This is a genomic window from Paraburkholderia graminis C4D1M, from assembly GCF_000172415.1.
Lineage (GTDB): Bacteria > Pseudomonadota > Gammaproteobacteria > Burkholderiales > Burkholderiaceae > Paraburkholderia > Paraburkholderia graminis.
Window position 1 is genome coordinate 538454 of record NZ_ABLD01000001.1, and the last position, 25209, is coordinate 563662.

Genomic DNA, 25209 nt, shown 5'->3' on the forward strand with positions numbered 1-25209 from the left:
TTATCTTGTGGCGCTGAACGGCGCTCATGATCGAATCCCGTAAGCGTGCCGGAATGGATGCGGCGAATGCGCGTAATGTTACCGCAGCGTTTTGGTCGCGCTGCGCCGCGCCGTGCATCAGGAACACACTCAGCCGGTTTTAATCGGCTGCTTCGGCGCGTCTTGCGGCTCGAGGCCGAAGCGCTCGTATTGCGCGATCACCTGTGCACCGAACAGCAGCAGCGTCGCGAGCCATTCGAGGCTGAACAGAATCACGATCGCCATCGTGAGCGAGCCGTACACCACGCTGACTTGCGAAAGCGTCGCGAAGTACCACACCAGCACATGCCGCGTGATCTCCCACAACACGGCCGCGACAATACCGCCGAACAGCGCGTGTTTCAGCGACGGCCGTCCTACCGGCATCACCATATAAATCGACGTCAGCACAAAAATCTCACCGGCGAGACCCAGCAGATACAGCAGCACGCGCGACGCACCTTGCAGCGAAACATAGGTGCCGAACAGATCGATGCCGGCGGCGCCGACCGCTTCGAGTCCACTCGACACAACGGTGACGATCAGCGCGCCGACGCCGAGGAACAGGATGTAGCAATACGGCAGCAGCGCCGAGAGCAAAAAATGTCGCCGCCGTATGACCACGCGATGCACGAAGATAAGCGACATCGCATTCTCGAGCACGGTGAACGCAAGCGAACTGAAGAACAGCATCGTGACGAACAGCACCCAGCCGACCACCGCGCGATGAGCGAGGAAATTGGCGAGTTCATGCACGAGCGCCTTCGACTGGCCGGGCACGAGCCACTGCAGAAGATGCCCCAGCGCGGACAACAAAACGTGTTGCGGCACGATGCGCGACAGTGCGATGACGATGAGTATCATCAGCGGCACGATGGAAAGCAGCGCGTAATACGCGACCGCGCCGGCGAGCAGCAGTCCCTGGTTCGCGCGAAATGCTTTGAGCGCGTCGAGCGTAAACCGGCCCGGATGTTTCGCGACGTACAGCGTGCGTCGATCGATGATGAAGTGCATGGGTCCTCGCAACAAGCGCGTTTCGTGCCGCCGATGAGCGGCGCATTCCGACACGCCTGATCGCAAACATAAGCAAGAAAGCCGCCATGCTTATGACAGTCCACCCGGGAATAACCTTTGCTTGATACGGGCGACATGGCATCCGAACCCACCTCGAATATCGCAGCGGACAATGCCGGCCCCGGGGACCTCGTCATCGCACGGCCCGAGGGTTTGTATTGTCCGCCGGGCGATTTTTATATCGATCCGTGGCAGCCCGTCGAGCGCGCCGTGATCACGCATGCGCACTCGGATCATGCGCGCTTCGGGCATCGGCACTATCTCGCATCGCGTGCGGGCGCGAACGTGCTGCTCTCGCGTCTGCCCGACATCTCGCTGCAAACGCTCGCGTATGGCGAGCGGCTCGACATCAACGGCGTCACTGTCTCGCTGCATCCGGCGGGACATGTGCTCGGTTCCGCGCAATTGCGCATCGAATACGGTGGCCGCGTGTGGGTCGCATCGGGCGACTACAAGCTGGACCCCGACCCGACCTGCGATGCATTCGAGCCCGTGCGTTGCGATACATTCATCACCGAATCCACCTTCGGTCTGCCGATCTACCGATGGGACACGCCGCAAACCGTGTTCGACGGAATCGATTCATGGTGGCGTCACAACGCGGCCCAGGGGCGCGCGTCCGTGTTGTTCTGCTATTCGTTCGGCAAGGCGCAGCGCGTGCTGGCGAGCGTCGACGCGGGCATCGGGCCGATCTTCTGTCATGGCGCGGTCGAGCCGCTCAACCGCGCGTATCGCGAGGCCGGCGTGCGCTTGCCGCCGGTACGGCTCGTCAGCGAAATTCCGCCGAAAGAGAAGGCCACGTTCAAACAGGCGCTGATCGTCGCGCCGCCGTCGGCGCAAGGCAGCGCGTGGCTCAAACGCTTCGGCGACTATAGCGACGCTTTCGCGTCGGGCTGGATGCGCCTGCGCGGCGCGCGCCGCAGGCGCGGCGTCGACCGCGGCTTCGTGCTCTCCGATCATGCGGATTGGCCCGCGCTGCAAACGGCGATTCACGCGAGCGGCGCACAGCGCGTCATCGTCACGCATGGATCGGTTGAACCGATGGTGCGCTGGCTGCGCGAGCAAGGGCTCGAAGCGGGAGCCTTCGCGACGCAATACGGCGACGACACGGTCGAAGCCGATGCGTTGGGCAGCGTCGAAACCGTCACGCAAGACGCGGTGACACATGCACCGGGCGACGAAGCCCGCGCGCCCGCATTCGACGCCAACGATACCGCGAGCCGTTCATGAAGCGCTTCGCCGCTCTTTACACCGCGCTCGACGCGACCACTTCCACGCATGACAAGCTCGAAGCGCTCACGAGTTATTTCTCCGTGGCCGAGCCTGAAGATGCCGCGTGGGCATCGTATTTTCTGGCGGGCGGCAAGCCGCGGCAATCGGTGCCCACGCGCCTGCTGACCGAGTTCGCGCGCGAACGCGCCGGCTTGCCCGCATGGCTTTTCGAAGAGTCGTATCACGCAGTGGGCGATCTGGCGGAGACCATCGCGCATATTCTGCCGCCCGCGCAACGCAGCTCCGAACTCGGCCTCACACAATGGATCGAGCAGCGCGTGCTGATCTTGCGCGGTCTTCCGCCGGACGAATTGCGCACGCGTCTTTTCAGCTATTGGGACGAACTCGACTGGAGCGGTCGCTTCTTGCTCACGAAGCTGATCGGCGGCGGCTTTCGTGTCGGGGTCGCGCGGCAACTCGTCGTGCGAGCGCTCGCGGAAGTGGCCGGTGTCGACCATAAGCGGATCGCGCAACGCATGGTCGGATGGACCGATTCGCGGCAGAAGCCGGACGCCGCGCGCTATCTGCGGCTGATCGCGCCCGAGGCATCAGAACTTGCCGGCGACGATGCGCAGCATCCAACAGAGCGGCACGACAGCGATCTCGGCCTGCCGTATCCGTTCTTTCTCGCGCATCCGTTGCAGGCCGATCCCGAGACGCTCGGCGATCCGTCGCACTGGCTGATCGAATGGAAGTGGGACGGCATACGCGCGCAACTCGTCAAGCGTGCGGGACGCGTGTGGTTGTGGTCGCGCGGCGAGGACCTGATCACCGATCGCTTTCCCGAAGTCACCGCGTTGGGCGAGGCCTTGCCCGACGGCTTCGTGATAGACGGCGAGATTCTTGCGTGGGAGCCGGGCGCTATCGCGCCATTGCCGTTCGCGCGTTTGCAACCGCGCATCGCGCGCAAGACGCTGACGAAAAAAATTCTCGCCGATTCGCCCGCTGCATTGCTCGCTTACGATCTGCTCGAAGCGGACGGCAAAGATTTGCGCATGACGCCGCTCGTCGAACGGCGTGCGCGTCTCGACGCGCTGGCGGCATCGCTCGACACCACGCTTGCGCGCGATTTGCTGCGCGTATCGCCGCTCGTATCGGCAGCCGATTGGCAGACGTTGGCTGCACTGCGTGAAGAAAGCCGCGCGCGCGGCGTCGAAGGCTTCATGCTGAAGGAGCGCGAGTCGTTGTATGGCGTGGGCCGCACGAAGGCTTCGGGTACGTGGTGGAAATGGAAGATCGATCCGTATGCGGTGGACGCCGTACTGGTTTACGCGCAGCGCGGACACGGTCGACGCGCGAGCCTGTACACCGACTTCACGTTCGCAGTGTGGGACGAAGCCAATGGCGTGCGCACGCTCGTGCCGTTCGCCAAAGCGTATTCGGGTCTTACCGATGAGGAAATGCGCCAGGTTGACGCAATCGTGCGCAAGACTACGATCGAGAAGTTCGGACCGGTGCGTAGCGTGACGCCGACACTCGTATTCGAAATCGGCTTTGAAGGCATACAGGCGAGTACGCGTCATAAATCCGGCGTGGCGGTGCGCTTCCCGCGCATGCTGCGCTGGCGCACGGACAAGCATATCGACGACGCCGATACGCTCGCGATGCTCAAGGGTTTCATCGACGATCGGGCCGCATAAGCGCCGCAGTCATTCACCAAGCATCTAAGCCACACCATGTAAGCAACAACAACGCGGCGCGGGAGCGAATCTTGCGGCCGTGCGCCGGGTGCCGCATAGCGGCGCACGCGACGATCAAGGAGAAGAAGGTGACGCTCGATAACCGATTCGACGACAGCGAAGACGTGGTCGTATGGCGGCCGATCCAGTATGCGATGGCGTCGCACCGTCGCGTGCTGGTGGTGGACGACTATCGTGAAGCAGCCGATGCGCTGCAGATGCTGCTGAACGCGGACGGATTCGAATGCCGCGCGCTGGACGACCCGCACGCGGTATGCGATATGGCGTCGGAGTGGCAACCGTTTGCGGTTGTGCTTGACATCAAGATGCCGGGAATCGACGGCCTCGAACTTGCGCGGCGCTTGCGGGCGCATCCATCGACGGCGCATATGCTGCTCGTTGCGTGCACCGCGTTCGCCTCGCGCGACGACCGCGCCCGCGCGCGCGCCGTGGGTTTCGACGCGCATTGCGCGAAACCGTTGACGCCGGAACGGCTCTTGCGCGTGCTCGAATCGGCTGCTGCGCTGCATGCGGCGGGGCCGCCGTAAAGCCTGCGCGGCCTTTGAAAAAACTGCGATTGCCGTTTCGCTGCATATGCTTGCCGATTCCCTCTATTCGCGCAGATCGCGGCGCGAGCGTCACACTTCATCCACGCGTTGTCCTCATCTTTTCCCAACATCTTCTACCGCCGCACGCATGCGCCGTAAAAAACCGCATGTATGCAGGCCCGCCGGTTGCTGACCCTGTTGCAACGCCGTGCGTCTCGCACGCCGCACATGTTCATCAGCACTCTGGAGGATCGTATGAGCGACAACGAACGTCCTGCGCCACCGTTCGACGGACAGCAGCAGGATCAAACGCCGGGCCGCACCGCGCCGATGCAGCCGCAGCCCGATCACGGCGAGAAATCGTATAAGGGCTCGGGCCGCCTCGCCGGCAAGGCGGCGATCATCACGGGCGGCGACAGCGGCATTGGCCGCGCGGTCGCCATTGCGTTCGCGCGCGAAGGCGCGGACGTGCTGATCGCGTATCTGAACGAAGACGACGACGCGCGCGAAACCGCGCGCTGGGTCGAAGAAGCGGGCCGCAAGGCGGTGCTGGTGCCGGGCGACATCACCGATCGCGCGCATTGCAATGCGATCGTCGACAAGGCCGTGCAGGCATTCGGCCGGCTCGACGTGCTCGTGAACAACGCCGCGTACCAGATGACGTATCCGTCGCTCGACGCGATCACGGACGACGAGTGGGACAAGACCTTCGATACCAACATCGGCGCGATGTTCAGGATCTCGCGCGCGGCGGTCAAGCACATGAAGCCGGGCGGCGCGATCGTGAACACGACGTCGATCAACGCGGACCATCCGAACCCCGGCCTGCTCGCGTACGCGACGACCAAGGGCGCGATTCAGAACTTCACCGGCGGGCTCGCGCAACTGCTCGCGGAGAAGGGCATTCGCGTGAATTGCGTCGCGCCGGGGCCGATCTGGACGCCACTGATTCCATCGACGATGCCGCCTGAGAAGGTCGAAAAATTCGGCCAGCAAGTGCCGATGAAGCGGCCAGGCCAACCCGCCGAACTCGCGTCGGCTTACGTGATGCTCGCCTCCGACGAAGCGAGCTACATTTCGGGCGCAACCATTGCAGTCACGGGCGGCTCGCCGATTATTTAGGCATATTGATTGAATCTCGACGCAAGCGAACCGCAGTTTGTGCGCTAGTGCAGACAGCGGTTCGCGCGAGAACGTCCCCGATATTTCGACACGCGCCTTCCTGCCGGGCACGGCGTTTGCGCGCACCACTAGTTCTTCCTAGCGCTCGCTGTGCGTCACCCTCGTCAGGAGAACCTCCCCATGAATACACCCACTGCGGATACGCCGCTGGATGTCGCGCCGAGCGACGTCGAGCGCGTGCCGGTGAGCTTCGACATCAACGGCAAACAGCATGCATTCGGCGTCGAAGCCTGGACGTCGCTGCTCGATCTGCTGCGCGAACATTGCCATTTGACCGGCACCAAGAAGGGCTGCGACCACGGACAATGCGGCGCGTGCACCGCGATTGTGAACGGGCAGCGCATCAACACCTGCCTTGCGCTCGCGGTTGTGTACGACGGCGCTTCGATTACCACGATCGAAGGACTCGCGAACGGCGAGCAGTTGCATCCCCTTCAACAGGCTTTCATCGATCACGATGCGTTTCAGTGCGGCTACTGCACGCCGGGGCAAATCTGCTCCGCCGCCGCGATGCTCGAGGAAGGCCACGCGAAAACCGCCGATGAGGTACGCGAACTGATGAGCGGCAACCTGTGCCGCTGCGGCGCGTACAACAACATCGTCGCCGCGATTCTCGATGTGTCAGAACCGGAGGAAGCAGCGGAAGCAGCCGAAGTCGGCGATGCAGGAGCGCGGCCATGAACCGCTTCTCCTACACACGCGCGAGCGAAGTGCCGCAAGCCATCGACCAGCATTGCGCGAACCGGGCGGCTGCGTTTATCGCAGGCGGCACGAATCTCGTGGACCTGTGGCGCGAGAACGTCGCGCATCCGCAGCTCGTGATCGACATCAACCGTTTGCCGCTTCGGCAAATCGAGCCGACCGCCGCGGGCGGACTCAAGATCGGCGCGCTCGTGACCAACAGCGCGGCCGCCTACGACGCGACGATAAGCGCGCGCTACCCGTTGCTCTCGAAGGCGATTCTCGCGGGTGCGTCGCCGCAGATTCGCAATGTGGCGAGCGTGGGCGGCAACTTGCTGCAACGCACGCGCTGCCTCTATTTCTACGACGCGGGCACGCGCTGCAACAAACGCGAGCCCGGCACCGGCTGTCCCGCAATGGAAGGCGTGAATCGCATGCATGCGATTCTTGGCGCAAGCGAGCATTGCATCGCCGTGCATCCGTCGGACATGTGCGTCGCATTGGCCGCGCTCGATGCAACGGTTCATCTGTCGGGGCCGGACGGTTCGCGCGTGCTGCCGTTCGCGGACTTCCACCGCTTGCCCGGCGACACACCGCACATCGACACGAACATGCGCGACGACGAGCTGATCACCGCCGTCGAGTTGCCGAAGCAGGGCTTCGCGGAACATCACGCTTACGTGAAAGTGCGCGACAGGGCTTCGTATGCGTTCGCGCTGGTCTCCGTTGCACTCGGGCTCGAGCTGGCCGGCGACATCATCGTCAATGCGCATTGCGCGCTCGGCGGCGTTGCACACAAACCGTGGCGTAATACGGATGCCGAAGCATCGCTGCGCGGCAAGCCGCTGAATGCCGATACCGTGCGCAACTTCGCGACCGACATGCTGCGCGATGCGCGCGGCCGCCGCGGTAACGCGTTCAAGATCGAATTGACGGCGCGCGCCATCGAGCGTGCGTTCGCGATGGCGGCGCAACGTTCACTGGAGGAGCACGCGCGATGAACCGCATTGAGACTTTGCCCGCGTTGCGCGCGAGCGGTGTGCCGCACAAGCGCGTCGACGGCCGGCTGAAAGTGACCGGCGCCGCGCAGTATGCGGCCGACTTCAGCGCCAACGGACTGACGTATGGCTTCGTTGTATCGAGCACGATCGCGGCGGGAACCATCGTGTCGATCGACTCATCGGCGGCACTCGCGTTGCCTGGCGTGCTGCATGTGCTGACCTGGCAGAATCGCCCGGAGTTGCCGCGCGAGGACAAGCCGTACAAGGACATGGTCGCGCCCGGCGGCAGCCCGCTCCGGCCGCTGTGGGACGACCGCGTGTGGTACAGCGGTCAGCCTGTCGCGCTGGTGGTCGCTGAGTCGCTCGAACTCGCGCGTCATGCGGCCTCGCTCGTCGACGTGCGTTATGAATCGGCGCCGCATCGAACGGAGATGGGCGAAGTGCTGATGAACGCCGAGCCGCCATCCACGGAGAAGGGCGGCTTCGATCCGCCGCCCGAACCTCGCGGCGATGCCGACGCCGCGTTGGCGAACGCCGCGGCGCGCGTCGATGCGTTCTACAGCACGCCCGCGGAATATCACAATCCGATGGAAATGCATGGTTGCACGGTGGTGCCCGACGAGCATGGGCACTTGACCGTGTATGAAAAGACCCAGGGCGTCGTCAATACGAAGTCGTATCTGACGGCCGTATTCGGTTTGAAGGACGATGAGTTGCAGGTCGTCTCGCCGTTCGTCGGCGGCGCGTTCGGCTCGGGTTTGAGGCCGCAGTATCACCTTGCGCTTGCGGTCATGGCCGCGCTCGAATTGAAGCGGCCGGTGCGTGTGACGCTGACGCGCCAGCAGATGTTCACGTTCGCGCATCGGCCGCAATCCATTCAGCGCGTGGCGCTCGGCGCCTCTGCCGATGGCCGCTTGCAGGCGGTGATTCACGAGGCGGTATCCGAGACCTCGCAGTACGAGGATTACTGCGACGTCGTGGTGAACTGGGCCGGCCAGCTTTATCGATGCGAGAACGTGACGCTTGGCTACAAGGTTGCGCGGCTCGATGTGCCGACGCCCGCCGACATGCGCGCGCCGGGCGCGGCGCAAGGTCTTTTCCCGCTCGAAGTCGCGATGGACGAACTCGCGGAAGCATTGCGGATGGACCCGCTGCAACTGCGCCTCATCAACTACGCCGAACGCGATGCGAACAAGAACCTGCCGTTCTCGAGCAAGGCGCTGCGCGACTGCTATCGCGAAGGCGCGGCGCGTTTCGGCTGGGACAAGCGGCCGCTCGCGCCACGCGCGCGGCGCGAGGGCACCGAACTGATCGGCTGGGGCATGGCGACGGGCGCGTGGGACGCGATGCAAAACGAAGCGTCGGCGCGCGCCGTGCTCACTCGCGATGGACGCGTGACCGTCTCCAGTTCAACCGCCGACATCGGCACCGGCACCTACACCGCGATGACGCAGATCGCAGCGGATGCCCTCGGCGTGCCGCTGCAGGACGTCGTGTTCGAACTCGGCGATACGCGCCTGCCGAAGGCGCCGATAGAAGGCGGATCGTGGACGGTATCGTCGGTAGGCAGTGCGGTCGATGCCGCGTGCAAGCGGCTGCGCAATCGCCTCGTCGAACTGGCGCGGCAATATGGCGGCGGGCGCTTCGCAAGCATTGATCGCGACGACATACGGCGCATGGGCAAGCGCCTCGTGTGCGGTCACGGCACGGCCGACGCGATCGACATCGACGCGTTGCTCGAGCGCGCCGGCCTCGACAAGCTCGAAGAACAGGCCACCGTGAAGCCGCACGAAAAGCAGCAGGCGTATTCGATGGGCACGCATTCGGCGATCTTCGTCGAAGCGCGCGTGGACGAAGCGCTGGGCACCGTGCGCGTAACGCGCGTGGTGAGCGCGGTTGCGGCGGGGCACATCGTCAATCCAAAGACCGCGGCAAGCCAGGTGGCGGGCGGCGTGGTGTGGGGCATCAGCATGGCGCTGCATGAAGAAGGGCAGTTCGATCATGACATAGGCCGTCAGATGAACCATAACCTTGCCGAGTATCACGTGCCGGTCAACGCGGATATTCACGACATCGAGGTGCTCTTTGTCGAGGAGCACGACACGATCGTGAATCCGCTCGGCGTGAAGGGCGTGGGTGAAATCGGCGTGGTCGGCGTGGCGGCCGCGGTGAGCAACGCGATCTGGCATGCAACGGGCAAGCGCGTGCGCGACTTGCCGATTACGCTGGATAAACTGTTCGCGTGAGTTCGCGATGGCGAGGAGCGTAGCGCGGTGCCGCGGTGCATTGGCCGCGCCGCGCTCTCGCCACTTTGCGGCGCGCGAAATGCAGCATCAATCCGCGTACTTGAATTCCGGCAATGCTTCGAGCGACTTCTTGGTCGCCTCCGGCAAGACCACACGACGGTTGGTAATCTGCAGATCGTTGAACGGAACGGCCACGAGATGCTTGCCGATGCCGAGGAATCCTCCGACGGACAGAATCGCGTAAGTGCTGCGGTCGCCGCCTGGCGAGACGATCAGATCGTCGACCGTGCCGATGGTGTCCTTGTTCTTGTTGAACACGTCCGCGCCGGTCAGCTTCGACGCGCGATAGCCGCTCGCGAGTTGCACGACGTCCGTGCGCTTTTCGGTAATCGCCTGCGGCGCGCCTTGCGCATGCGCGTTGCCGTAGAGCGAAAAAGGCGTTAGCGGCACGAGCGTGCTGACGAGCAGCGCCGCCGCGAGCAGCGCCTTGGGTTGCATGCTTCGCATGATGGTTTCTCCTTGTTATGTCTCGCGCCGGTCGCGGCGCGTCGAGCCGAGTCGGCTTTCAAACGCGTTACCGCAAATTGCATGCCGCGCCGCCCCGTGGCGCGCGACGTCCGGGCCCGCGGATTGCTACACGAGCGAGCCTCTCATCCGTATCGCCTACACTAAAAAGGCGCGTGCGCGCCCATGCTTCTCACAGGAAAACCTATGTCATCCCCGGCCAATTACTCGACGCGTATCGCGGAAGGCACGCCTTTCCCGCTTGGTGCGACATGGAACGGAAACGGCGTGAACTTCGCACTGTTCTCGGCGCACGCAACGAAAGTCGAACTGTGTCTGTTCGATGAAACCGGTCAGCATGAAATCGAGCGCATCGAATTGCCGGAATATACCGACGAGGTCTGGCATGTGTTCGTGCCGAACCTGAAACCGGGCGCCGTGTACGGCTATCGCGTGCATGGTCCGTATGAGCCGGAGAAGGGTCATCGCTTCAATCCGAACAAGCTGCTGCTCGACCCGTACGTGAAGGCGCATATCGGCGAACTGAAATGGGCGCCGGAAATTTTCGGGTACACGCTCGATTCGGAAGACGCGGATCTGTCGTTCGACGAGCGCGACAGCGCGCCCTTCGTGCCGAAGTGCAAGGTCGTCGACGCGAACTTTTCGTGGATTCACCCCGAACGCAATCCGTTGCCGTGGGACCGCGTGATCTTCTATGAAACGCACGTGCGCGGCTTCACGAAGCGTCATCCGCAAGTGCCGGAGAATCTGCGCGGCACCTTCGCCGGACTCGGGCAGAAGGCGGTGATCGACTACATCAGGAGCCTCGGCGTGACCTCGGTCGAACTGATGCCGATCCAGACCTTCGTCAACGACAGCTATCTGCTCGACAAGGGCCTCACGAACTACTGGGGCTATAACACCATCGGCTTCTTCGCGGCCGATCCGCGTTTCTTCGCGTCGAACAACGAGTCCGTCAGCGAGTTCAAGGGCATGGTGGACGCGTTTCATAACGCGAATCTCGAAGTGATTCTCGACGTGGTGTACAACCACACCGCCGAAGGCAACGAACGCGGGCCGACGCTCTCGTTCAAGGGCATCGACAACGCGTCGTACTATCGGCTGATGCCCGATGAGCCGCGCTATTACATCAACGATACGGGCACGGGCAATACGCTCAATCTCTCGCATCCGCGCGTGCTGCAGATGGTGACCGACAGCCTGCGCTACTGGGTGACGGAGATGAAGGTCGACGGTTTTCGTTTCGATCTGGCGACGATTCTCGGCCGCGAGCCGCACGGCTTCGACGAAGGCGGCGGCTTTCTCGACAGTTGCCGGCAAGACCCGGTGCTCTCGAGCGTGCGGCTCATTGCGGAGCCGTGGGATTGCGGCCCCGGCGGCTATCAGGTCGGCGGCTTTCCGCCGGGCTGGGCCGAATGGAACGACCGCTTTCGCGACACCGTGCGCGCGTACTGGAAGGGCGACGAGGGCATGGTCGCCGATCTCGCGACACGCCTCACCGGATCGGGCGACAAGTTCAATCATCGCGGCCGACGCCCGTGGGCGAGCGTCAACTTCATCGCCGCGCACGACGGCTTCACGCTGAACGATCTCGTCTCGTACAACGACAAGCACAACGAGGCGAACGGCGAGGACAACAAGGACGGCCACTCGGATAACAAGTCGTGGAATATGGGCGTCGAAGGTCCAACCGACGACCCCGAGATTCGCCAGCAACGCGAGCGTCAGAAGCGCAATCTGCTTGCCACGCTGCTGCTCTCGCAAGGCACGCCGATGATACTCGCGGGCGACGAGTTCGGCCGCACGCAGAAGGGCAACAACAACGCGTATTGCCAGGACAACGAAATCAGTTGGGTCGACTGGGAAGGTATCGACGACGACGGCCGCGCGCTCACCGAGTTCGTCAGGAATCTGACGACGCTTCGCCACCGCTTGCCGGTGCTGCGCCGCAGCCGCTTTCTGACGGGCGAATACAACGAGGCGCTCGACGTGACCGATGCGCGCTGGCTCGCGCCGGACGGCACCGATCTCACCGCCGAGCAATGGGCTGATCCGCTGATGCGCTGCTTCGGTCTCGTGATCGACGGCCGCGCGCAGGCGAGCGGCATTCGCCGTCCCGCGTCCGATGCGACGTTGCTGCTGGTGCTCAATGCACACCATGACGTCGTCAATTTTAAATTGCCCGACGTGCCCGAGGGCGAGCGCTGGACCTGCCTGCTCGATACCAACATGCCGGTGCGCCCAGACTTGCCGCAGTTCAGCGCCGGCGACGAGTATCAGGTCACCGCGCGTTCGCTGCTGCTGTTCGCACTCGAAGCGCCGAGCCGCGCGACGCAACGCGTGTTCGACAGACTCGAACAGCAACTCACCTCGGATGAAAGCGAAGCGCCGCCCGCTAGCTGAGCGGGAATAGCACTTGCTCTGCGTGGATGGCCACGCGCGTTCGTCACGACGATGCGCGCGGCTTCGCCATGCCGGCATCCGCGAGACCTAAACCGTAGGGGACTCATATGGAACAGGAGCAGACCTCCCAGGAGGACCAGATCCGCACGCGCGCGTACTACCTGTGGGAGCATGCGCCGGAGCCGAAGGGCACGCCTGACGAGTACTGGGAACAGGCCCGCAGTGAGATCGAGAAGGAAGCGCCGCCAGTGGAAAGCGGGCCGATTGCAGAAGAGCCGAAAAAATAGCGTGATGACAGGGAGCGCCACAATCACAACCACGATCACAAGCAACAAGAAGCACGTAGCGCAATGAAGGACATTCCGGAACCGTCGCGCGGCGGGACGCCCACGCGCATCGATGCGCCGCCTGCCGCGTTCGGTCTCGATGCGCTGATCGCGCTCGCGGTCGGCGCCGGTTTCGTCGCGTGCCTGTACTTCGCGCGCGCCGTGCTGATTCCGATGACGCTCGCGATTCTGCTGAGCTTTCTCGTCGCGCCGCTCGTCAAATGGTTGGGCCGACTGAAGCTCGGCCACGTTGCGTCGGTGTTTGCGGCCGTCGTGATGTCGATCTCGGTGATCGGTGTGCTGGGCGCGGTCATCACGATGCAGTTGAGCGACCTCGCCGCGGGCATGCCGCGTTATCAGGCGACGATCGAGCGCAAGATGGAAGCGGCGCACACGCTGACGGTGGGCAAGCTCGACCGTTTTGCGAAAGCCGCGGGCCAGGCGTTGCAACGCGCGACCGTCGAGCCGCCGCAACCGGAGCCGCGCCACGATGCGTCTTCTTCCGATGGCCGCGCGCCTGCCGCCGTGCCCGTCGAAGTGCGCGAGCCGGTGCCCACGCCGCTCGAAGTCGCGCGCCGCGTGTTGTCGCCGGCCATTAGTCCGCTGGAGACGGCGTTCATCGTATTCGTCGTGATGGTGGTGATCCTGCTGCAACGCGACGACTTGCGCGACCGCGCGATTCGTCTGTTCGGTTCGCGCGATCTGCACCGCACGACGATGGTGATGGACGAAGCCGCGCGGCGCTTGAGCCGCTACTTCGTTTCGCAGCTCGGATTGAATGCGGCCCTCGGCGTTGCGATTGGCGCGGGGCTTTTTTTCATCGGCGTGCCGAGTCCGATTCTGTGGGGCATCCTCGCGGCCTTGCTGCGGCTCGTGCCGTATGTCGGCATCTGGATCGCCGGCGGGCTGGCCACTGCGCTCGCCGCCGCGGTGAGTCCGGGTTGGGACATGGCGATCTGGTCGATTGCGCTCTTCGTGACGGTCGAACTGCTGGTGGGCCAGGTAGTCGAGCCGTTGCTGTACGGACGCAGCACGGGGCTCTCGCCGTTCTCGGTGGTCGTCGCGGCAATCTTCTGGAGCTGGATCTGGGGGCCCATTGGCCTGATCCTGTCGACGCCGTTGACGCTTTGCCTGCTCGTGCTCGGCCGCCATATCCGGCGCCTGGAATTTCTCGACGTGATGCTGGGCGATCAGCCCGCGCTCACGCCGGTCGAAAATTTTTATCAGCGCGCACTTGCGGGCGATCCCGACGAAGCGATTGCGCAAGCCGAAGCGCTGCTGCGCGAGCGTTCGTTATCGGCTTACTACGACGAGGTGGCGATCAAGGGTTTGCAACTGGCCGCGAACGATGTCGTGCGCGGCAGCGTCACGGCGGTGCAGCTTGCGCGCATCGAGTCCACGACGAACGATCTCGTCGATGGCCTCGACAGTTATGCCGACGAGCCGCCGCAGCACGCAGCAGAAAACGCAAGTGCTGAGATCGGACCGGTCGCGCCGTCGCGTGAAGGGCCGCCTGCTTCGACGGCAACGCATATGCTGTTCGCGAACCAGGCACGCGGCGCGGCCGACGAAGCACGCGAAAACGCCGCCGACAGCGCGGAAGACGATACGCGCGAGCAAGCCTTGCAACGCGCGCCCGAACTGCCGCAGGCGCACACAATGCCGCGCGCCGCGAATCAACGCGTCTTGTGCATTCCCGGGCGCGGCCCGCTCGATCCGCTTGCGACGACGATCATGCTGCAGTTGCTCGGCAAGCACGGCTTCACGGCGCGCGCATTGCCGCATGAAGCGGCATCGCGTGCGTCGATCGACCGGATGGACGCCGACGACGTCGGTATCGTGTGCCTTCTCTATCTGCAGATAGACGGCATTCCCTCGCACTTGCGCTACATGGTCCGGCGCATTCGCGCGCGCTTGCCGAACGTGTCGATTATCGTCGGACTATGGACGCCCGAAGATCTGCAGAAGTGGAGCGTCGATCTGCAAAACGCGATGGGCGCCGAATGCTACGTGACTTCGTTGCAGGAGATGCTGGCCGCTTGCCATTTGTGCGGCAGCACGACGCGCGATGAATCGCTAGCGGTGGCTAACGGATAACAACGGACGCAACCCGCGCATGTAAAAAACGCCCGGCGCTTGCGCGTCCGGGCGTTGTGCGTTGTGCATCGCTGCATCGCGATGCAGATGCTATTTATTTGCCGGTAGCTTCCCCGTCGTCGGACGAAGAATCTTCGTCGTCGGTCACGATTTTGGTGGTGCCGCCGGTAGAAGGCGGATCGCTCGCCGGAAACGTGTCTTCAACTTCCTTGTCGATCTGCTTCTCCGTCTTGTCGGCGTTCGGATGTTGTTCCTTGGGTTCTGGCATGGCGCTTCTCCTTTAGCTAACGAATGGTGTGCGCAAAAAAGACACGCGGTTCGCGCGGCCCACGTGCGGTGCTTTTTACATGAGCATGTAGAGTTGAACGATAAGCCGGTACGCTTCGATTCGAAGCAGCCTGTTTTTCACTTTGGTTCAGCTTCTGTCGCACGAGTCGCGCCCGACAATCCGCAATGCCTGCGCGCATGTGAGCGGGCCGCGGCGCATCGCGTCGATCAGATGCGCGGTCTGCGTGTCGCGTTCGCAGGCAAGCACGGCGGCCACGTTGTCGTCCTTCACATAAAGCGCGGCAAAATCCTGACGATCCAGCTCGCCGTCGACGACAAGCTCGTCCCACTCGCTTGCATGGCCGAGGTATTCGAAGTTCTTGCCGAAGTGATAGGTCCAGAAAAACGGCACGCCGCTGTAACGGTTGCGCGCTCCGCACATGTTTTGAGCCGCGATGCGCGCATGTTGCTGCGCGACGCGCCAATGTTCTATCCGCAACGGCTCTTCGTTTTCGCGCAGCGGAAACACGGCGATGTCGCCTGCGGCGTAGAGACCCGGCGCGGCCTGCATGCCCGCGTTCACGATCACGCCGCCATCTTTCTGCAACGGCAAGCCGTCGATAAAGCCGGTCGCAGGCGTAACGCCGGTGCCCAACAGCACGAGGTCCGCGGCGATATGTTCGCCGCTTTCGAGCATCACTTCATGCACATTGCCTTCTTCGCCCTCCAGCGAAGCAACCTTCGCTTGCAGATGAAACTTGACGCCATTGCGTTCATGCAACTCGCGAAACATCGCACCGATGCGCTCGCCGAACTGCTTCGCAAAGGGCACCTTATCCGGCGAAATAACCGTGACCTGCACGCCGCGTTTGCGCAGCGCGGCTGCGGTTTCGAGCCCGATGAAACTGCTGCCGAGAATCGCGACTTGCAGGGAGCCGGCGTTTTCTGAGGGGCCGCGGGCATCCGCGTCGCCGAGCGCCTCGACAATCGCGGTGGCGTCGTCGAGATGACGCAGCACATGCACGCCGCCGAGTTCGCAGCCCGGAATTCGCGGCACTTTCGGCGTGCTGCCGCTGGCGAGCAAGGCCGTGTCGTACGTCAGTTCGCCGCCGCTTTCCAGATGAATCGTGCGATTGCGCACGTCGAGCCGCGCGACCTTCGCGACGAAGCGCTCGACGCGGTGCTGCTCGTACCAGTCGGGCGCGAGCAGCGGCGGCACGTCGGCGGGAGGCATTTCGGCGGACGGGACAAACTTGCTAAGCGATGTGCGGTCGTAGGGCGCGTGCGGTTCATCGCCGATCAGCGTGAGGCGCCCCGTAAAGCCATATTCGCGCAGCGCCGCGCAGGCGGCCGCGCCGGCCGCGCCCGCGCCGATCACCGCGAAGTGCGGCTCTTGCGTCGCGGCGGGTTCGGTTTCGTCCGGCAGCTTGTCGGGCGTGACCATGACGTCGTCGCCGTCGACGATCACCGCGTAACGTTTGAGCGGCACCAGCGGCGGCGGCTCCAGCACCTTGCCGGTGGCCGCATCGAAAGTGCCTTTGTGCCACGGACAAATGATCCTGCCGCGGCATAGCGCGCCTTCTTCGAGCGGTCCGCCTGCGTGCGGACAGTCGGCGGAATACGCGCGCACCACGTCGCCGTCGCGGATCAGCATGATCTTTTCACCGTCCACGACAACGCGTTGGCCCCGGTCTTCGCGCAGTTGCGAAAGCTGGCCAACGTGTCGGGCGGTGGTGGGCATGCTGGTTTCCGTGAACGTAATCAGCAGGATTCGGCGCGGCAGGATGCCGCAGCGATTCGGCGACTCGGGAGAATGCGAAACTCGTTGCGTGAGCAGCAATTCATGTGCCCAACACGCCCTGATAACTCAGTTAAGCAGAAACGTTCGCGTTTCTTCGCGCGTCGCTATGTACATGGCCGAAAGTGGGGTAGATTCCTCACTAAGGAATTAGCGCACGAACGCCGCGGCACGATACGTGCGTCCGATTGCCTAACTTGTATGACCTTTGATGGAGCGTGGGCCGTGCAGCGTGCGGAGCGAGTCGCAGTTGATTTTCCGATGCCGTCGCGCAACTTTGCGGCGACGCGGCGGATGCTCCTTATTGTTCTTGCCGTTTCCATTCTGTTCCCGCTTGCCTGCCTCGCCGGTTATGGCTACTTCGATTACCAGCGCCGCATCGCCGATTCAAACGATGTGATCGACCGGCTCGTGCGCGTCGCCGAAGAACAGGCGGTCAAGGTGCTCGACCTCAATCAGCAGATGGCGTCGCGCATCGTCGAGTTGATCGGCACCGAAGACGACGCGCAGATTCGCGCGCGCGAGGCGGAATTGAACCGGCAGTTGCGCGAGATCGGCGGAGACTTCCCGCAAGTGGCGTCCATCTATCTGATCGGCGCGAACGGCGATCTGCTCGTGTCGACCCGTGCTTATCCCGCGCCAACCGTGTCTGTCAGTCAGCGCGAAGACTTTATCGCCGCGCGCGCGATGCGCCCGCATCCGTACTTCTCGCTGCCGATGCTCGGCACGCTGTCGCAGACGAACGTGTTCAACACCTCGATTGGGCGTATCGGGGCGGACAGCAAATTTCTCGGCGTCGTTTCTGTCGCATTGCGCAGCGAGTATTTCTCGCGCTTTTATCGCGAGTTGACGAACGGCGATCCGTCGCTTGCGCTCTCGCTGTATCGGCAGGACGGCAGTCTGCTGGTGCGCTATCCGCCGTGGCCAGGCGGCGTGCAGCCGCCCGCGGCGAACGCGTTTGGCGCCGCCTTGCGCGACAAACAGTTGTCGGGCCATGTGCGCGTCAAATCGCCGGTCGATGGCGTGGAGCGGCTCGTTGCGTTTCGGCGCGTCGGCGATTATCCGCTCTACGTGTCGAGTGCTTATGCAACGGGCTCGATCGTCGATGCATGGCGCCGGCACTTCATCGTGATCGCCGCGCTGACCGCGGTGCCGTGCATCGCGATCTGGATGCTGGTGCTGTACTCGCTGCGTCAGCTCGACGGCGAGCGCGTCGCGTGGGAACGCTGGCAGGGCGAGGTCGCGATGCGGCTGTCGGCGGAAGCATCGAGCCGGCAATTGCAGCGCATGGGCGCGCTCGGCAATCTGGTTGCCAACGTGGCGCACGACTTCAACAATCTGTTGATGGTCGTGTCCGCCAATATCGAACTGGCGCGGCTAAAGCGCTACAACAACCTTGAGAAGGAGATGACCGCCGTGCAGCGTGCGACCGCAACGGCTGAATCGCTGACACGCCGGCTTTTGAGTGTCGCGAAGAAGCAGCCGCTCAAGCAGGAGCCGATCGACCTCAGGAAATGGATGCCGGGCGCGGCGCCGCTCATCGAAGCGGCGCTCGGCGACAAAATCGAACTGGCGCTCAGCATCGTCGACGATGTGTGGCCCGTGCTCGCCGATCCGACCGACCTGGAACTCGCGATCATGAACCTCGCGGTCAACGCGCGCGATGCCATGCCGCGCGGCGGACGCTTCGTGATTCGTTGCCAGAACAACCGGCTGGTCGGCAGCGATACCTTGCTGCCCGACGGCGAGTATGTGCTGATCGCGTGTTCGGACGACGGCGAGGGCATGCCCGAATCGGTCGCGCGGCGCGCCTTCGAGCCGCTTTTCACGACCAAGCTGAGCGGCTCGGGCGCGGGCCTCGGTCTCGCGCAGGTGCTGTCGATGTGCGAACAGGCGGGCGGCACCGCGAAGATCGACAGCGTGCCTGGCAGCGGCACGACGGTGCGGCTGTATCTGCCGCGCTATCGCGAGCGCCGCGCGACGCACGCGGCGAGTCAGACCGTGGTCGAACAGCCCGCGCTGCGGCATGCCGGCATGGTGCTGCTGGTGGAAGACAACGAGGATGTCGCCGCGGGCGTCGCAGCGGTGCTCGAGACGTTCGGCTGCGAGGTGCGGCACGAGCCGACCGCCGACCAGGCGTTCGACGTGCTCAACGGCGGCGAGCGTTTCGAACTCGTGCTGTCGGACATTCAGATGCCGGGCAAGCTGAACGGCATCGACCTCGCGGAACGAGTGCGCAGCACCTGGCCTTCGCAGAAAATCGCGTTGATGACGGGCTATGCCGACGAGCTCGAACGCGCGCGCCGCATCGGCGTCGCCATTCTCGCGAAGCCATTCGATATCGAGGAACTGCACGCGCTCGTCGCTTGCGAATCGTAAGCCACGCCGTTTGTGCGGCACACCCCTTGCTGAACTCCTGACGAGGCATGCGCAGGCGGCGCGTCCGCTTGCGCAATCCGCTTCTATTCCGCATTCATCCCGACAGGAGAACAGTTATGAAGATCAAGAAGGCATTGCTCGTTTCCACACTGCTCGCAGCGTCGTCGCTGGCCATGGCGCAAGGCACAGGCGGTGCGGGTGGTGGCGGCGCCGGCGGAGGTGGCGGCGCGGGCCCGGCCGGCAACGACCCGAGCACGAGCGCCGGCGCGAATACGTCGACGCGCGAAGGCGGCGACACGGGATCGGGCACGATGTCGCATTCGAAGACGAAGAAGCATTCGTCGAAGACGACCAAGCCCGCGACCGACACCACAAATATGCCGGGCGCGAACGCGAGCAGCGACACGAAGGGTAAGTAATGTGTGCGTCGTGTGCGTAGAGTTCACGCACGCACGCTTGCGTAAGTTTCGTGAGTGACGCGCCCGTGTGCGCGTCACTCATTTACACCGCGCTGTTGTTTTTACTTTCGCGTTTGTTCTGGCTAACGCAGCCTAGCTTTTCTCTTGCGCTGCGTCGTATTTCCCGAGCGCCGCGGCGCTGTTCAAACGCGCGCGTTTGAGCAACGCCTGCTGCGCTTCCTCGACGTTGCCCGCCGCGCCTTTCCATGCCTGCAACGGCGGTTCCTGCAACGCGCGCCCATACGAGAAGCTCAGATTCCACGGCAGCGGCCCGAGGCGATTCATTGCGTCGAGATTGGCGGTGGCTTCCTCGGGCGATTGTCCGCCGGACAGAAACACGATGCCGGGCACGGCCGAAGGCACCGTGCGTTTCAGAATCCGCACGGTATAAGCGGCGATGTCCGCGGTGGACGATTGCCGCGCGTTCTCCGAACCGGCGAGCACCATGCTCGGTTTAAGCAGAATATGTTCGAGCACCACGCGATGCCGATGCAGCGCATCAAACACCTCGTGCAGCACCGCTTCGGTGACTTCGGCGCTGCGCTCGATGCTGTGATCGCCGTCCATCAGCACTTCGGGTTCGACGATCGGCACGATGCCCGCTTCCTGCGAGATCGCCGCATAGCGCGCGAGCGAATCCGCGTTGGCTTCGATCGCGAGACGGCTCGGCAGACTGGCCGTGATGTTGTAGACCGCGCGCCACTTCGCGAAGCGCGCGCCTTGTTGCTTGTAATCGACGAAGCGGCGTGCGAGGCCGTCGAGGCCTTCGGTGATTTCATCGCCCGGAGCATGGGCGAGCGCAATCTTGCCGAGATCGACCTTGATGCCGGGCACGATGCCGTTTCGGGCGGCGAGTTGTGGAAACGGCATGCCGTCGTCGGCCTTTTGACCGAGTGTTTCCTGATACAGAATGACGCCGCTCACGAATTCGCCGAGACCGGGCGTGGTGAGCAGCAGGTTGCGATACGCGCGGCGGTTTTCCTCGGTGGAGTCGATGCCGATCGTCTTGAAGCGTTTTGCGATGGTGGGACCGCTTTCGTCGGCGGCGAGCAGACCCTTGCCGGGCTGAACCATGGCGTCGACGGTGGCTTGCAGTTCGCTGCGGGTATCCATGAGATGTGCTCCCTTTGTTCGGGTTGCGGAAGAAAACCTGCCGTCGCGGCGCGTGCGGCTGCGCCCGGGTTATGACTTATTCGCCGATCAGATGCAACACGATGTCGCGATGCTGCGCATGACGCCGATGCTCGAATAGATACAGGCCCTGCCAGGTGCCGAGCACCATCTGGCCATGTTCGACGGGCACGCTCAATTGCACTTGCGTCAACGCGGTGCGCAGATGCGCGGGCATGTCGTCGGGACCTTCGGCGTCGTGCTCATAGCGTTGCTCGTCTTCGGGCGCGAGGTTCGCGAAGTACCGCTCCAGGTCGCGCTGCACCGACGGGTCCGCGTTTTCCTGAATCAGCAGCGATGCCGACGTGTGACGGCAAAAGAGCGTCAGCAGTCCCGTGTCGATGTGCTGCGCCGCGACGAAGCGGCGCGCTTCGTCGGTGAATTCGGCAAGTCCGCGAGTGCGCGCCTTGACGCTTAGATGGTGGATGGCCTGCTTCATGATGGAAGCGCTCGTCTACGGTTTATAGCGACGCGAACGCGTCTGTGATCTGCTCGACGCTGGTGGGGCGCACGACGCGCGCCACTTCCGCGCCGTCGCGCATGAAGATCAGCGTGGGCCACAGCTTGACCTTGAACGAGCGGCCTAGCGGCCGGCCGGGGCCGTCCTCGATCTTCAGATGCCTGACGCCGGCATGCGCTTCGAACGCTTTTTCAATCGAAGGCTGCGCGCCCTGGCAGTAGCCGCACCAGTCCGTGCCGAACTCGATGACGGTGGCGCCGGGCAGGGCGTCGACTTCGGCTCGCGACGGGGCTTTGGTGGAATAGGGCGTCCGTATTGCCATGCATGCTCCGCTGTGGATCGGGTTGTGCGGTGTGGGGTTGCCGCGGCGCGCGGCGATCCTGTGGCCGTTGCGGTTGACACGCGCCGCATTTTGCTTGGATAAGAGTATCAGCTATTGGTTCGGGGTTCAGACTGGCGGAACGGGGATTTGACACAAACGTACAAGTTCGTCACGCGCGGCTGTTAAACAATGCCTGACATCGTCGGCAATCTGCCGGCGAATTTGAGGAAGGAAAAATGGCGGACAGGATTTATCTGGGGCGCCCCGGCACGGACGACACCATTGGCGTCCCCACTGGTTTCAGTTGGGGCGCATTCTTGCTGGGCCCGATCTGGGCTCTCTCGAGGCGCATGTGGTTTGCGGCCTTTGCAATGGTGGCTGTGGAGCTGGCACTGTACTTACCGAGCTTGTGGTTAGACCGGGGCAACATAGTGACCTTGCTCCTGTCGATCCTGTTTGGCATCGCCTGCGGGAAGTATGGCAATGACTGGCATCGACGGGTATTGGAGAAACGGGGGTATGCGGTGCTGTAGTTCACGCGCCAGTGCGGTCGGGAGTGAGATTTGGGACACGCCTCCCCACCTTTACGCGCCCGCGCGAGCGGTCGATAATGCCCCGTTCATTCCCGCCACGAAGCCTGCCGTGCGCGCCGCGCCTCGCAGGCTCGCTTCTCCTGAACTCACAGCCGCCCGTGTCGAAAAACTCACGTTTTTTTGGTCTGCTGCACATTCCCGGCTTCAAGCCGCTTGCCGCCGCCACGCTGATGCTCGGTGTGGCCATGTCGTTCACCGCGCCGTATCTGTCGCTGTTCGGCGTCGAGCGCGCGGGCATGACGCCGTTCCGGCTCGGCGTCTTCATGACGCTGATCGCGGCAAGCGGCGTGCTCGCGAGCACCTTCGCCGGCCGCTGGAGCGATGCAAGCGGACGGCATCGGCCGTTACTGCTCGTCGCGCTCGTGCTGGCCGCGCTCGGCTATCTGTCGTTATGCGTGGTGCGCGATTACAGGCTGCTGCTCGTCGTCGGCATTGTGTTTATCGGCGTCGGCGGCTCGGCTATTTCGATGGTGTTCTCGTTCAGCCGCGCGGCGCTGCCCGTGCCCGACGCGTCCGAACGCGCGTTTGCCAGCGCGACGCTGCGCACGATTCTCTCGGCGGCGTGGGTGTTCGGGCCGTCGGTGGGCGCGCTGGTGCTCGCGGCGACGAGTTTCACCGGACTCTTTCTATTCGCCGCGGCGAGCTTTGCGGCGTGCGCGGCCATCGTGTGGCGCATGCGCGAGCCGCAAGGGCATCTCGGCGACCATACGGTAGAAGACACCGCATCGGAGCCGTCGTCGTCGATTACCGTGCCGCCGCTCAGGGAACCTGGCGCCGACGCGCACGAGGACCTGCCCGGCGTCGCATCGGCGAACGACATTGGCCGTGCGGTCGCCGCGCTGACCTTGCTCGGGCTCGCGGCCAACGCCACGATGATCGTGTTGCCGCTTTACATCGTGCATGGCCTGAACGGCACGCATCTGGACGTATCGGTGATGCTCGGCCTCGGCGCATTGACCGAGATTCCGATGATGCTCGCGCTCGGCGCGAAGTCTTCGAGCCTGCACAAGCCGAACTGGCTTGCCGCCTGCGCGGCGGTTCACGCGGCCTATTTCGTCGCGATGTCGCTCGCCGGAAACGTGCATGTGCTGATTCCGATGCAGATTCTCAACGCGTTCGTCGTTGCCGTGACTTCATGCCTCGGCATGACCTACGTGCAGGACCTGATGCCCGATGCGCCAGGCCGCGCCACCGCGCTCTTCTTCAACGCAGCGCGGGTCGGCTCGATTCTTTCCGGCGTGTTGTCCGGCCTGCTGGTGCAGGCGTTCAGCTATCGCGGCACGTTCCTCTTCTGCGGCTTGCTCGCGCTGTGCGCGCTCGTGCTGTTTGCCGTGCCGGGCTATCGTTATCCGCTGATGTGGCGAGGCGTGCGGCGTTTCGCCCGCACGCAATACGCGAAGCTTCAATCGAGGCGTGCGCTGCGCGGCGGCCGCGAGCTTTAGCGGGCACGGCACACGTTTCATATGCGGCGGGCCGGTTTGCCACGCGCTGAATGACAGGGACCTTACGCCGCGCACAACTTCCGCAAGGAGGCGTATCGTTGTCGTCACGCATGCTGCCGGACGCGGCCGACGCAACAAACGCAGCATGACCATCTGACTGAAACCAGGCAGCATCACAAGGCACTTTCGGGAGCGGAGAAAATGCAGCTAGGCATGATTGGATTGGGACGCATGGGCGCGGACATGGTGCGGCGCCTGACGAAGGGCGCGCAGCAATGCGTCGTCTACGACGTACAGCCTGCGGCTGTCGAGCGGCTCGCGCAGGAGGGCGTGACGGGCGCGTCGTCGCTCGAAGACCTCGTCGCCAGGCTCGACAAGCCGCGCGCCGTGTGGCTGATGGTGCCCGCCGCGGTGGTCGACGGCACGCTCGAAAAACTCGTGCCGTTGCTCGGGCCGGGCGACATCGTGATCGACGGCGGCAACTCGTACTATCACGACGACATTCGCCGCGGCGCCGACCTCGCCGCACGCAAACTGCATTACGTCGACGTCGGTACGAGCGGCGGCGTCGCGGGCCGCGAGCGCGGTTATTGCCTGATGATCGGCGGCGAAGCGCAGGTGGTCGAACGGCTTGAGCCGATCTTTTCGACGCTCGCGCCAGGCGCCGCCGCCGCGCCCGCGACGTCAGGACGCAATCCGGGCAACAGCACGGCGGAGCAGGGCTTTCTGCATTGCGGTCCGCTCGGCGCGGGGCATTTCGTGAAGATGGTCCACAACGGCATCGAATACGGTTTGATGGCCGCGTATGCCGAGGGCCTCAACATTCTGCGTCACGCGGATGCCGGCAAGCACGCGCGCGAGGCGGACGCCGAGACGTCGCCGCTGCGTCGTCCGCAGTTGTATCAATACGATTTCAATCTGGCCGATATCGCCGAAGTGTGGCGGCGCGGCAGCGTGATCGGCTCGTGGCTGCTCGACCTCATCGCGGGCACGCTCGCGGGCGATGCCGATCTGCAACAGTACGCGGGCCGCGTATCCGATTCGGGCGAAGGACGCTGGACGATGTCGGCGGCCATCGACGAAGGCGTGCCCGCGCCCGTGCTGAGCGCGGCGCTGTTCGCGCGCTTCAGTTCGCGCGGCGAAGCGGACTTCGCGAACCGCGTGTGTCGGCGATGCGTCATGACTTCGGCGGCCATGCAGAAAAGCCGGCTGCGCCGCCCGCAAGTTCGCAGGGTTGATCGTCCGCTAATAGCCCGAGCAGCCCAAGC

At 63.9% G+C, this 25209-nt stretch carries 21 protein-coding genes and 1 pseudogene; 15 read left to right on the plus strand and 7 right to left on the minus strand.

Features of this window, described 5'->3' with window-relative positions; genetic code table 11:
* Nucleotides 1-129: 129 nt before the first annotated feature.
* Complete coding sequence (locus BGRAMDRAFT_RS02390) at nucleotides 130-1032, minus strand: YihY/virulence factor BrkB family protein (RefSeq protein ID WP_006047051.1); 903 nt, start codon at nucleotides 1030-1032, stop codon at nucleotides 130-132.
* Nucleotides 1033-1167: 135 nt separating this feature from the next.
* Here BGRAMDRAFT_RS02390 and BGRAMDRAFT_RS02395 point away from each other — a divergent pair, with 135 nt between their 5' ends.
* From BGRAMDRAFT_RS02395 to BGRAMDRAFT_RS02425, 7 genes are all read left to right on the plus strand, one after another.
* Nucleotides 1168-2322, plus strand: a complete 1155-nt coding sequence (locus BGRAMDRAFT_RS02395) for a ligase-associated DNA damage response exonuclease (protein WP_006047052.1) — start codon at nucleotides 1168-1170, stop codon at nucleotides 2320-2322.
* Nucleotides 2319-4004 carry an ATP-dependent DNA ligase gene (locus BGRAMDRAFT_RS02400; protein WP_006047053.1) on the plus strand — a complete coding sequence of 562 codons (1686 nt, stop codon included), beginning with the start codon at nucleotides 2319-2321 and terminating at the stop codon, nucleotides 4002-4004. The genes BGRAMDRAFT_RS02395 and BGRAMDRAFT_RS02400 overlap by 4 nt, the downstream gene beginning before the upstream one ends.
* 128 nt (nucleotides 4005-4132) lie before the next feature.
* On the plus strand, nucleotides 4133-4591 hold the full coding sequence (locus BGRAMDRAFT_RS02405; protein WP_006047054.1) for a response regulator: 459 nt from the start codon (nucleotides 4133-4135) through the stop codon (nucleotides 4589-4591).
* A 255-nt stretch (nucleotides 4592-4846) separates the two neighbouring features.
* Nucleotides 4847-5713 (plus strand): SDR family oxidoreductase, encoded by an 867-nt coding sequence (locus BGRAMDRAFT_RS02410; protein ID WP_006047055.1) that lies wholly within the window; start codon nucleotides 4847-4849, stop codon nucleotides 5711-5713.
* A gap of 180 nt (nucleotides 5714-5893) precedes the next feature.
* The gene (locus BGRAMDRAFT_RS02415) at nucleotides 5894-6454 is read left to right on the plus strand and encodes a (2Fe-2S)-binding protein (RefSeq protein WP_006047056.1); all 561 of its coding nucleotides are present in this window, start codon (nucleotides 5894-5896) and stop codon (nucleotides 6452-6454) included.
* Nucleotides 6451-7455: an FAD binding domain-containing protein gene (locus BGRAMDRAFT_RS02420; protein ID WP_006047057.1), complete on the plus strand. Its 1005-nt coding sequence runs from the start codon at nucleotides 6451-6453 to the stop codon at nucleotides 7453-7455. The genes BGRAMDRAFT_RS02415 and BGRAMDRAFT_RS02420 overlap by 4 nt, the downstream gene beginning before the upstream one ends.
* Complete coding sequence (locus BGRAMDRAFT_RS02425; protein ID WP_006047058.1) at nucleotides 7452-9701, plus strand: xanthine dehydrogenase family protein molybdopterin-binding subunit; 2250 nt, start codon at nucleotides 7452-7454, stop codon at nucleotides 9699-9701. The genes BGRAMDRAFT_RS02420 and BGRAMDRAFT_RS02425 overlap by 4 nt, the downstream gene beginning before the upstream one ends.
* 87 nt (nucleotides 9702-9788) lie before the next feature.
* On the opposite strand, the gene BGRAMDRAFT_RS02430 is transcribed toward BGRAMDRAFT_RS02425, so the two are convergent.
* The gene (locus BGRAMDRAFT_RS02430; protein ID WP_006047059.1) at nucleotides 9789-10208 is read right to left on the minus strand and encodes a PRC-barrel domain-containing protein; all 420 of its coding nucleotides are present in this window, start codon (nucleotides 10206-10208) and stop codon (nucleotides 9789-9791) included.
* A 204-nt stretch (nucleotides 10209-10412) separates the two neighbouring features.
* On the opposite strand from BGRAMDRAFT_RS02430, the gene glgX reads away from it, so the two are divergent.
* From glgX to BGRAMDRAFT_RS02445, 3 genes are all read left to right on the plus strand, one after another.
* Nucleotides 10413-12629 (plus strand): glycogen debranching protein GlgX, encoded by a 2217-nt coding sequence (gene glgX / locus BGRAMDRAFT_RS02435; protein ID WP_006047060.1) that lies wholly within the window; start codon nucleotides 10413-10415, stop codon nucleotides 12627-12629.
* 107 nt (nucleotides 12630-12736) lie between these two features.
* Nucleotides 12737-12916 (plus strand): DUF2934 domain-containing protein, encoded by a 180-nt coding sequence (locus BGRAMDRAFT_RS02440; protein WP_006047061.1) that lies wholly within the window; start codon nucleotides 12737-12739, stop codon nucleotides 12914-12916.
* Nucleotides 12917-12979: 63 nt separating this feature from the next.
* Nucleotides 12980-15052: an AI-2E family transporter gene (locus BGRAMDRAFT_RS02445; protein ID WP_006047062.1), complete on the plus strand. Its 2073-nt coding sequence runs from the start codon at nucleotides 12980-12982 to the stop codon at nucleotides 15050-15052.
* 94 nt (nucleotides 15053-15146) lie between these two features.
* Here the strand turns inward: BGRAMDRAFT_RS02445 and BGRAMDRAFT_RS34860 are convergent, their stop codons facing one another.
* Nucleotides 15147-15320: a hypothetical protein gene (locus BGRAMDRAFT_RS34860; RefSeq protein WP_006047063.1), complete on the minus strand. Its 174-nt coding sequence runs from the start codon at nucleotides 15318-15320 to the stop codon at nucleotides 15147-15149.
* A 147-nt stretch (nucleotides 15321-15467) separates the two neighbouring features.
* Complete coding sequence (locus BGRAMDRAFT_RS02450) at nucleotides 15468-17060, minus strand: FAD-dependent oxidoreductase (protein WP_006047064.1); 1593 nt, start codon at nucleotides 17058-17060, stop codon at nucleotides 15468-15470.
* Between the two features lie 282 nt (nucleotides 17061-17342).
* On the opposite strand from BGRAMDRAFT_RS02450, the gene BGRAMDRAFT_RS02455 reads away from it, so the two are divergent.
* Nucleotides 17343-19496, plus strand: a complete 2154-nt coding sequence (locus BGRAMDRAFT_RS02455; RefSeq protein WP_029970598.1) for a hybrid sensor histidine kinase/response regulator — start codon at nucleotides 17343-17345, stop codon at nucleotides 19494-19496.
* Nucleotides 19497-19612: 116 nt separating this feature from the next.
* The gene (locus BGRAMDRAFT_RS02460; RefSeq protein ID WP_006047066.1) at nucleotides 19613-19915 is read left to right on the plus strand and encodes a hypothetical protein; all 303 of its coding nucleotides are present in this window, start codon (nucleotides 19613-19615) and stop codon (nucleotides 19913-19915) included.
* Between the two features lie 132 nt (nucleotides 19916-20047).
* Here the strand turns inward: BGRAMDRAFT_RS02460 and BGRAMDRAFT_RS02465 are convergent, their stop codons facing one another.
* From BGRAMDRAFT_RS02465 to BGRAMDRAFT_RS02475, 3 genes are all read right to left on the minus strand, one after another.
* Nucleotides 20048-21067 carry a class I fructose-bisphosphate aldolase gene (locus tag BGRAMDRAFT_RS02465; RefSeq protein ID WP_006047067.1) on the minus strand — a complete coding sequence of 340 codons (1020 nt, stop codon included), beginning with the start codon at nucleotides 21065-21067 and terminating at the stop codon, nucleotides 20048-20050.
* A gap of 76 nt (nucleotides 21068-21143) precedes the next feature.
* On the minus strand, nucleotides 21144-21563 hold the full coding sequence (locus BGRAMDRAFT_RS02470; RefSeq protein WP_006047068.1) for a secondary thiamine-phosphate synthase enzyme YjbQ: 420 nt from the start codon (nucleotides 21561-21563) through the stop codon (nucleotides 21144-21146).
* Between the two features lie 22 nt (nucleotides 21564-21585).
* Nucleotides 21586-21906, minus strand: coding sequence for a thioredoxin family protein (locus tag BGRAMDRAFT_RS02475; protein ID WP_006047069.1), 321 nt, complete (start codon nucleotides 21904-21906; stop codon nucleotides 21586-21588).
* A gap of 236 nt (nucleotides 21907-22142) precedes the next feature.
* Here BGRAMDRAFT_RS02475 and BGRAMDRAFT_RS02480 point away from each other — a divergent pair, with 236 nt between their 5' ends.
* The 3 genes and pseudogenes from BGRAMDRAFT_RS02480 (at nucleotide 22143) to gnd (ending at nucleotide 25179) form a co-directional block, all read left to right on the plus strand.
* Nucleotides 22143-22439 carry a DUF2628 domain-containing protein gene (locus BGRAMDRAFT_RS02480; protein ID WP_006047070.1) on the plus strand — a complete coding sequence of 99 codons (297 nt, stop codon included), beginning with the start codon at nucleotides 22143-22145 and terminating at the stop codon, nucleotides 22437-22439.
* Nucleotides 22440-22597: 158 nt separating this feature from the next.
* On the plus strand, nucleotides 22598-23941 hold the full coding sequence (locus BGRAMDRAFT_RS02485) for a sugar efflux transporter (RefSeq protein ID WP_044020108.1): 1344 nt from the start codon (nucleotides 22598-22600) through the stop codon (nucleotides 23939-23941).
* Nucleotides 23942-24142: 201 nt separating this feature from the next.
* Nucleotides 24143-25179, plus strand: a pseudogene (gnd, locus tag BGRAMDRAFT_RS02490) (phosphogluconate dehydrogenase (NAD(+)-dependent, decarboxylating)).
* Nucleotides 25180-25209 lie beyond the last annotated feature (30 nt).

What these genes read in the sequence shown, in the direction of transcription:
- BGRAMDRAFT_RS02450 (WP_006047064.1), bottom strand. Translation starts at nt 17,060, where the DNA reads ATGCCCACCACCGCCCGACACGTTGGCCAGCTTTCGCAACTGCGCGAA.
- BGRAMDRAFT_RS02460 (WP_006047066.1), top strand. Translation starts at nt 19,613, where the DNA reads ATGAAGATCAAGAAGGCATTGCTCGTTTCCACACTGCTCGCAGCGTCG.
- BGRAMDRAFT_RS02430 (WP_006047059.1), bottom strand. Translation starts at nt 10,208, where the DNA reads ATGCGAAGCATGCAACCCAAGGCGCTGCTCGCGGCGGCGCTGCTCGTC.
- BGRAMDRAFT_RS02445 (WP_006047062.1), top strand. Translation starts at nt 12,980, where the DNA reads ATGAAGGACATTCCGGAACCGTCGCGCGGCGGGACGCCCACGCGCATC.
- glgX (WP_006047060.1), top strand. Translation starts at nt 10,413, where the DNA reads ATGTCATCCCCGGCCAATTACTCGACGCGTATCGCGGAAGGCACGCCT.
- BGRAMDRAFT_RS02420 (WP_006047057.1), top strand. Translation starts at nt 6,451, where the DNA reads ATGAACCGCTTCTCCTACACACGCGCGAGCGAAGTGCCGCAAGCCATC.
- BGRAMDRAFT_RS34860 (WP_006047063.1), bottom strand. Translation starts at nt 15,320, where the DNA reads ATGCCAGAACCCAAGGAACAACATCCGAACGCCGACAAGACGGAGAAG.
- BGRAMDRAFT_RS02395 (WP_006047052.1), top strand. Translation starts at nt 1,168, where the DNA reads ATGGCATCCGAACCCACCTCGAATATCGCAGCGGACAATGCCGGCCCC.
- BGRAMDRAFT_RS02410 (WP_006047055.1), top strand. Translation starts at nt 4,847, where the DNA reads ATGAGCGACAACGAACGTCCTGCGCCACCGTTCGACGGACAGCAGCAG.
- BGRAMDRAFT_RS02415 (WP_006047056.1), top strand. Translation starts at nt 5,894, where the DNA reads ATGAATACACCCACTGCGGATACGCCGCTGGATGTCGCGCCGAGCGAC.
- BGRAMDRAFT_RS02400 (WP_006047053.1), top strand. Translation starts at nt 2,319, where the DNA reads ATGAAGCGCTTCGCCGCTCTTTACACCGCGCTCGACGCGACCACTTCC.
- BGRAMDRAFT_RS02470 (WP_006047068.1), bottom strand. Translation starts at nt 21,563, where the DNA reads ATGAAGCAGGCCATCCACCATCTAAGCGTCAAGGCGCGCACTCGCGGA.
- BGRAMDRAFT_RS02425 (WP_006047058.1), top strand. Translation starts at nt 7,452, where the DNA reads ATGAACCGCATTGAGACTTTGCCCGCGTTGCGCGCGAGCGGTGTGCCG.
- BGRAMDRAFT_RS02480 (WP_006047070.1), top strand. Translation starts at nt 22,143, where the DNA reads ATGGCGGACAGGATTTATCTGGGGCGCCCCGGCACGGACGACACCATT.
- BGRAMDRAFT_RS02465 (WP_006047067.1), bottom strand. Translation starts at nt 21,067, where the DNA reads ATGGATACCCGCAGCGAACTGCAAGCCACCGTCGACGCCATGGTTCAG.
- BGRAMDRAFT_RS02440 (WP_006047061.1), top strand. Translation starts at nt 12,737, where the DNA reads ATGGAACAGGAGCAGACCTCCCAGGAGGACCAGATCCGCACGCGCGCG.
- BGRAMDRAFT_RS02390 (WP_006047051.1), bottom strand. Translation starts at nt 1,032, where the DNA reads ATGCACTTCATCATCGATCGACGCACGCTGTACGTCGCGAAACATCCG.
- BGRAMDRAFT_RS02475 (WP_006047069.1), bottom strand. Translation starts at nt 21,906, where the DNA reads ATGGCAATACGGACGCCCTATTCCACCAAAGCCCCGTCGCGAGCCGAA.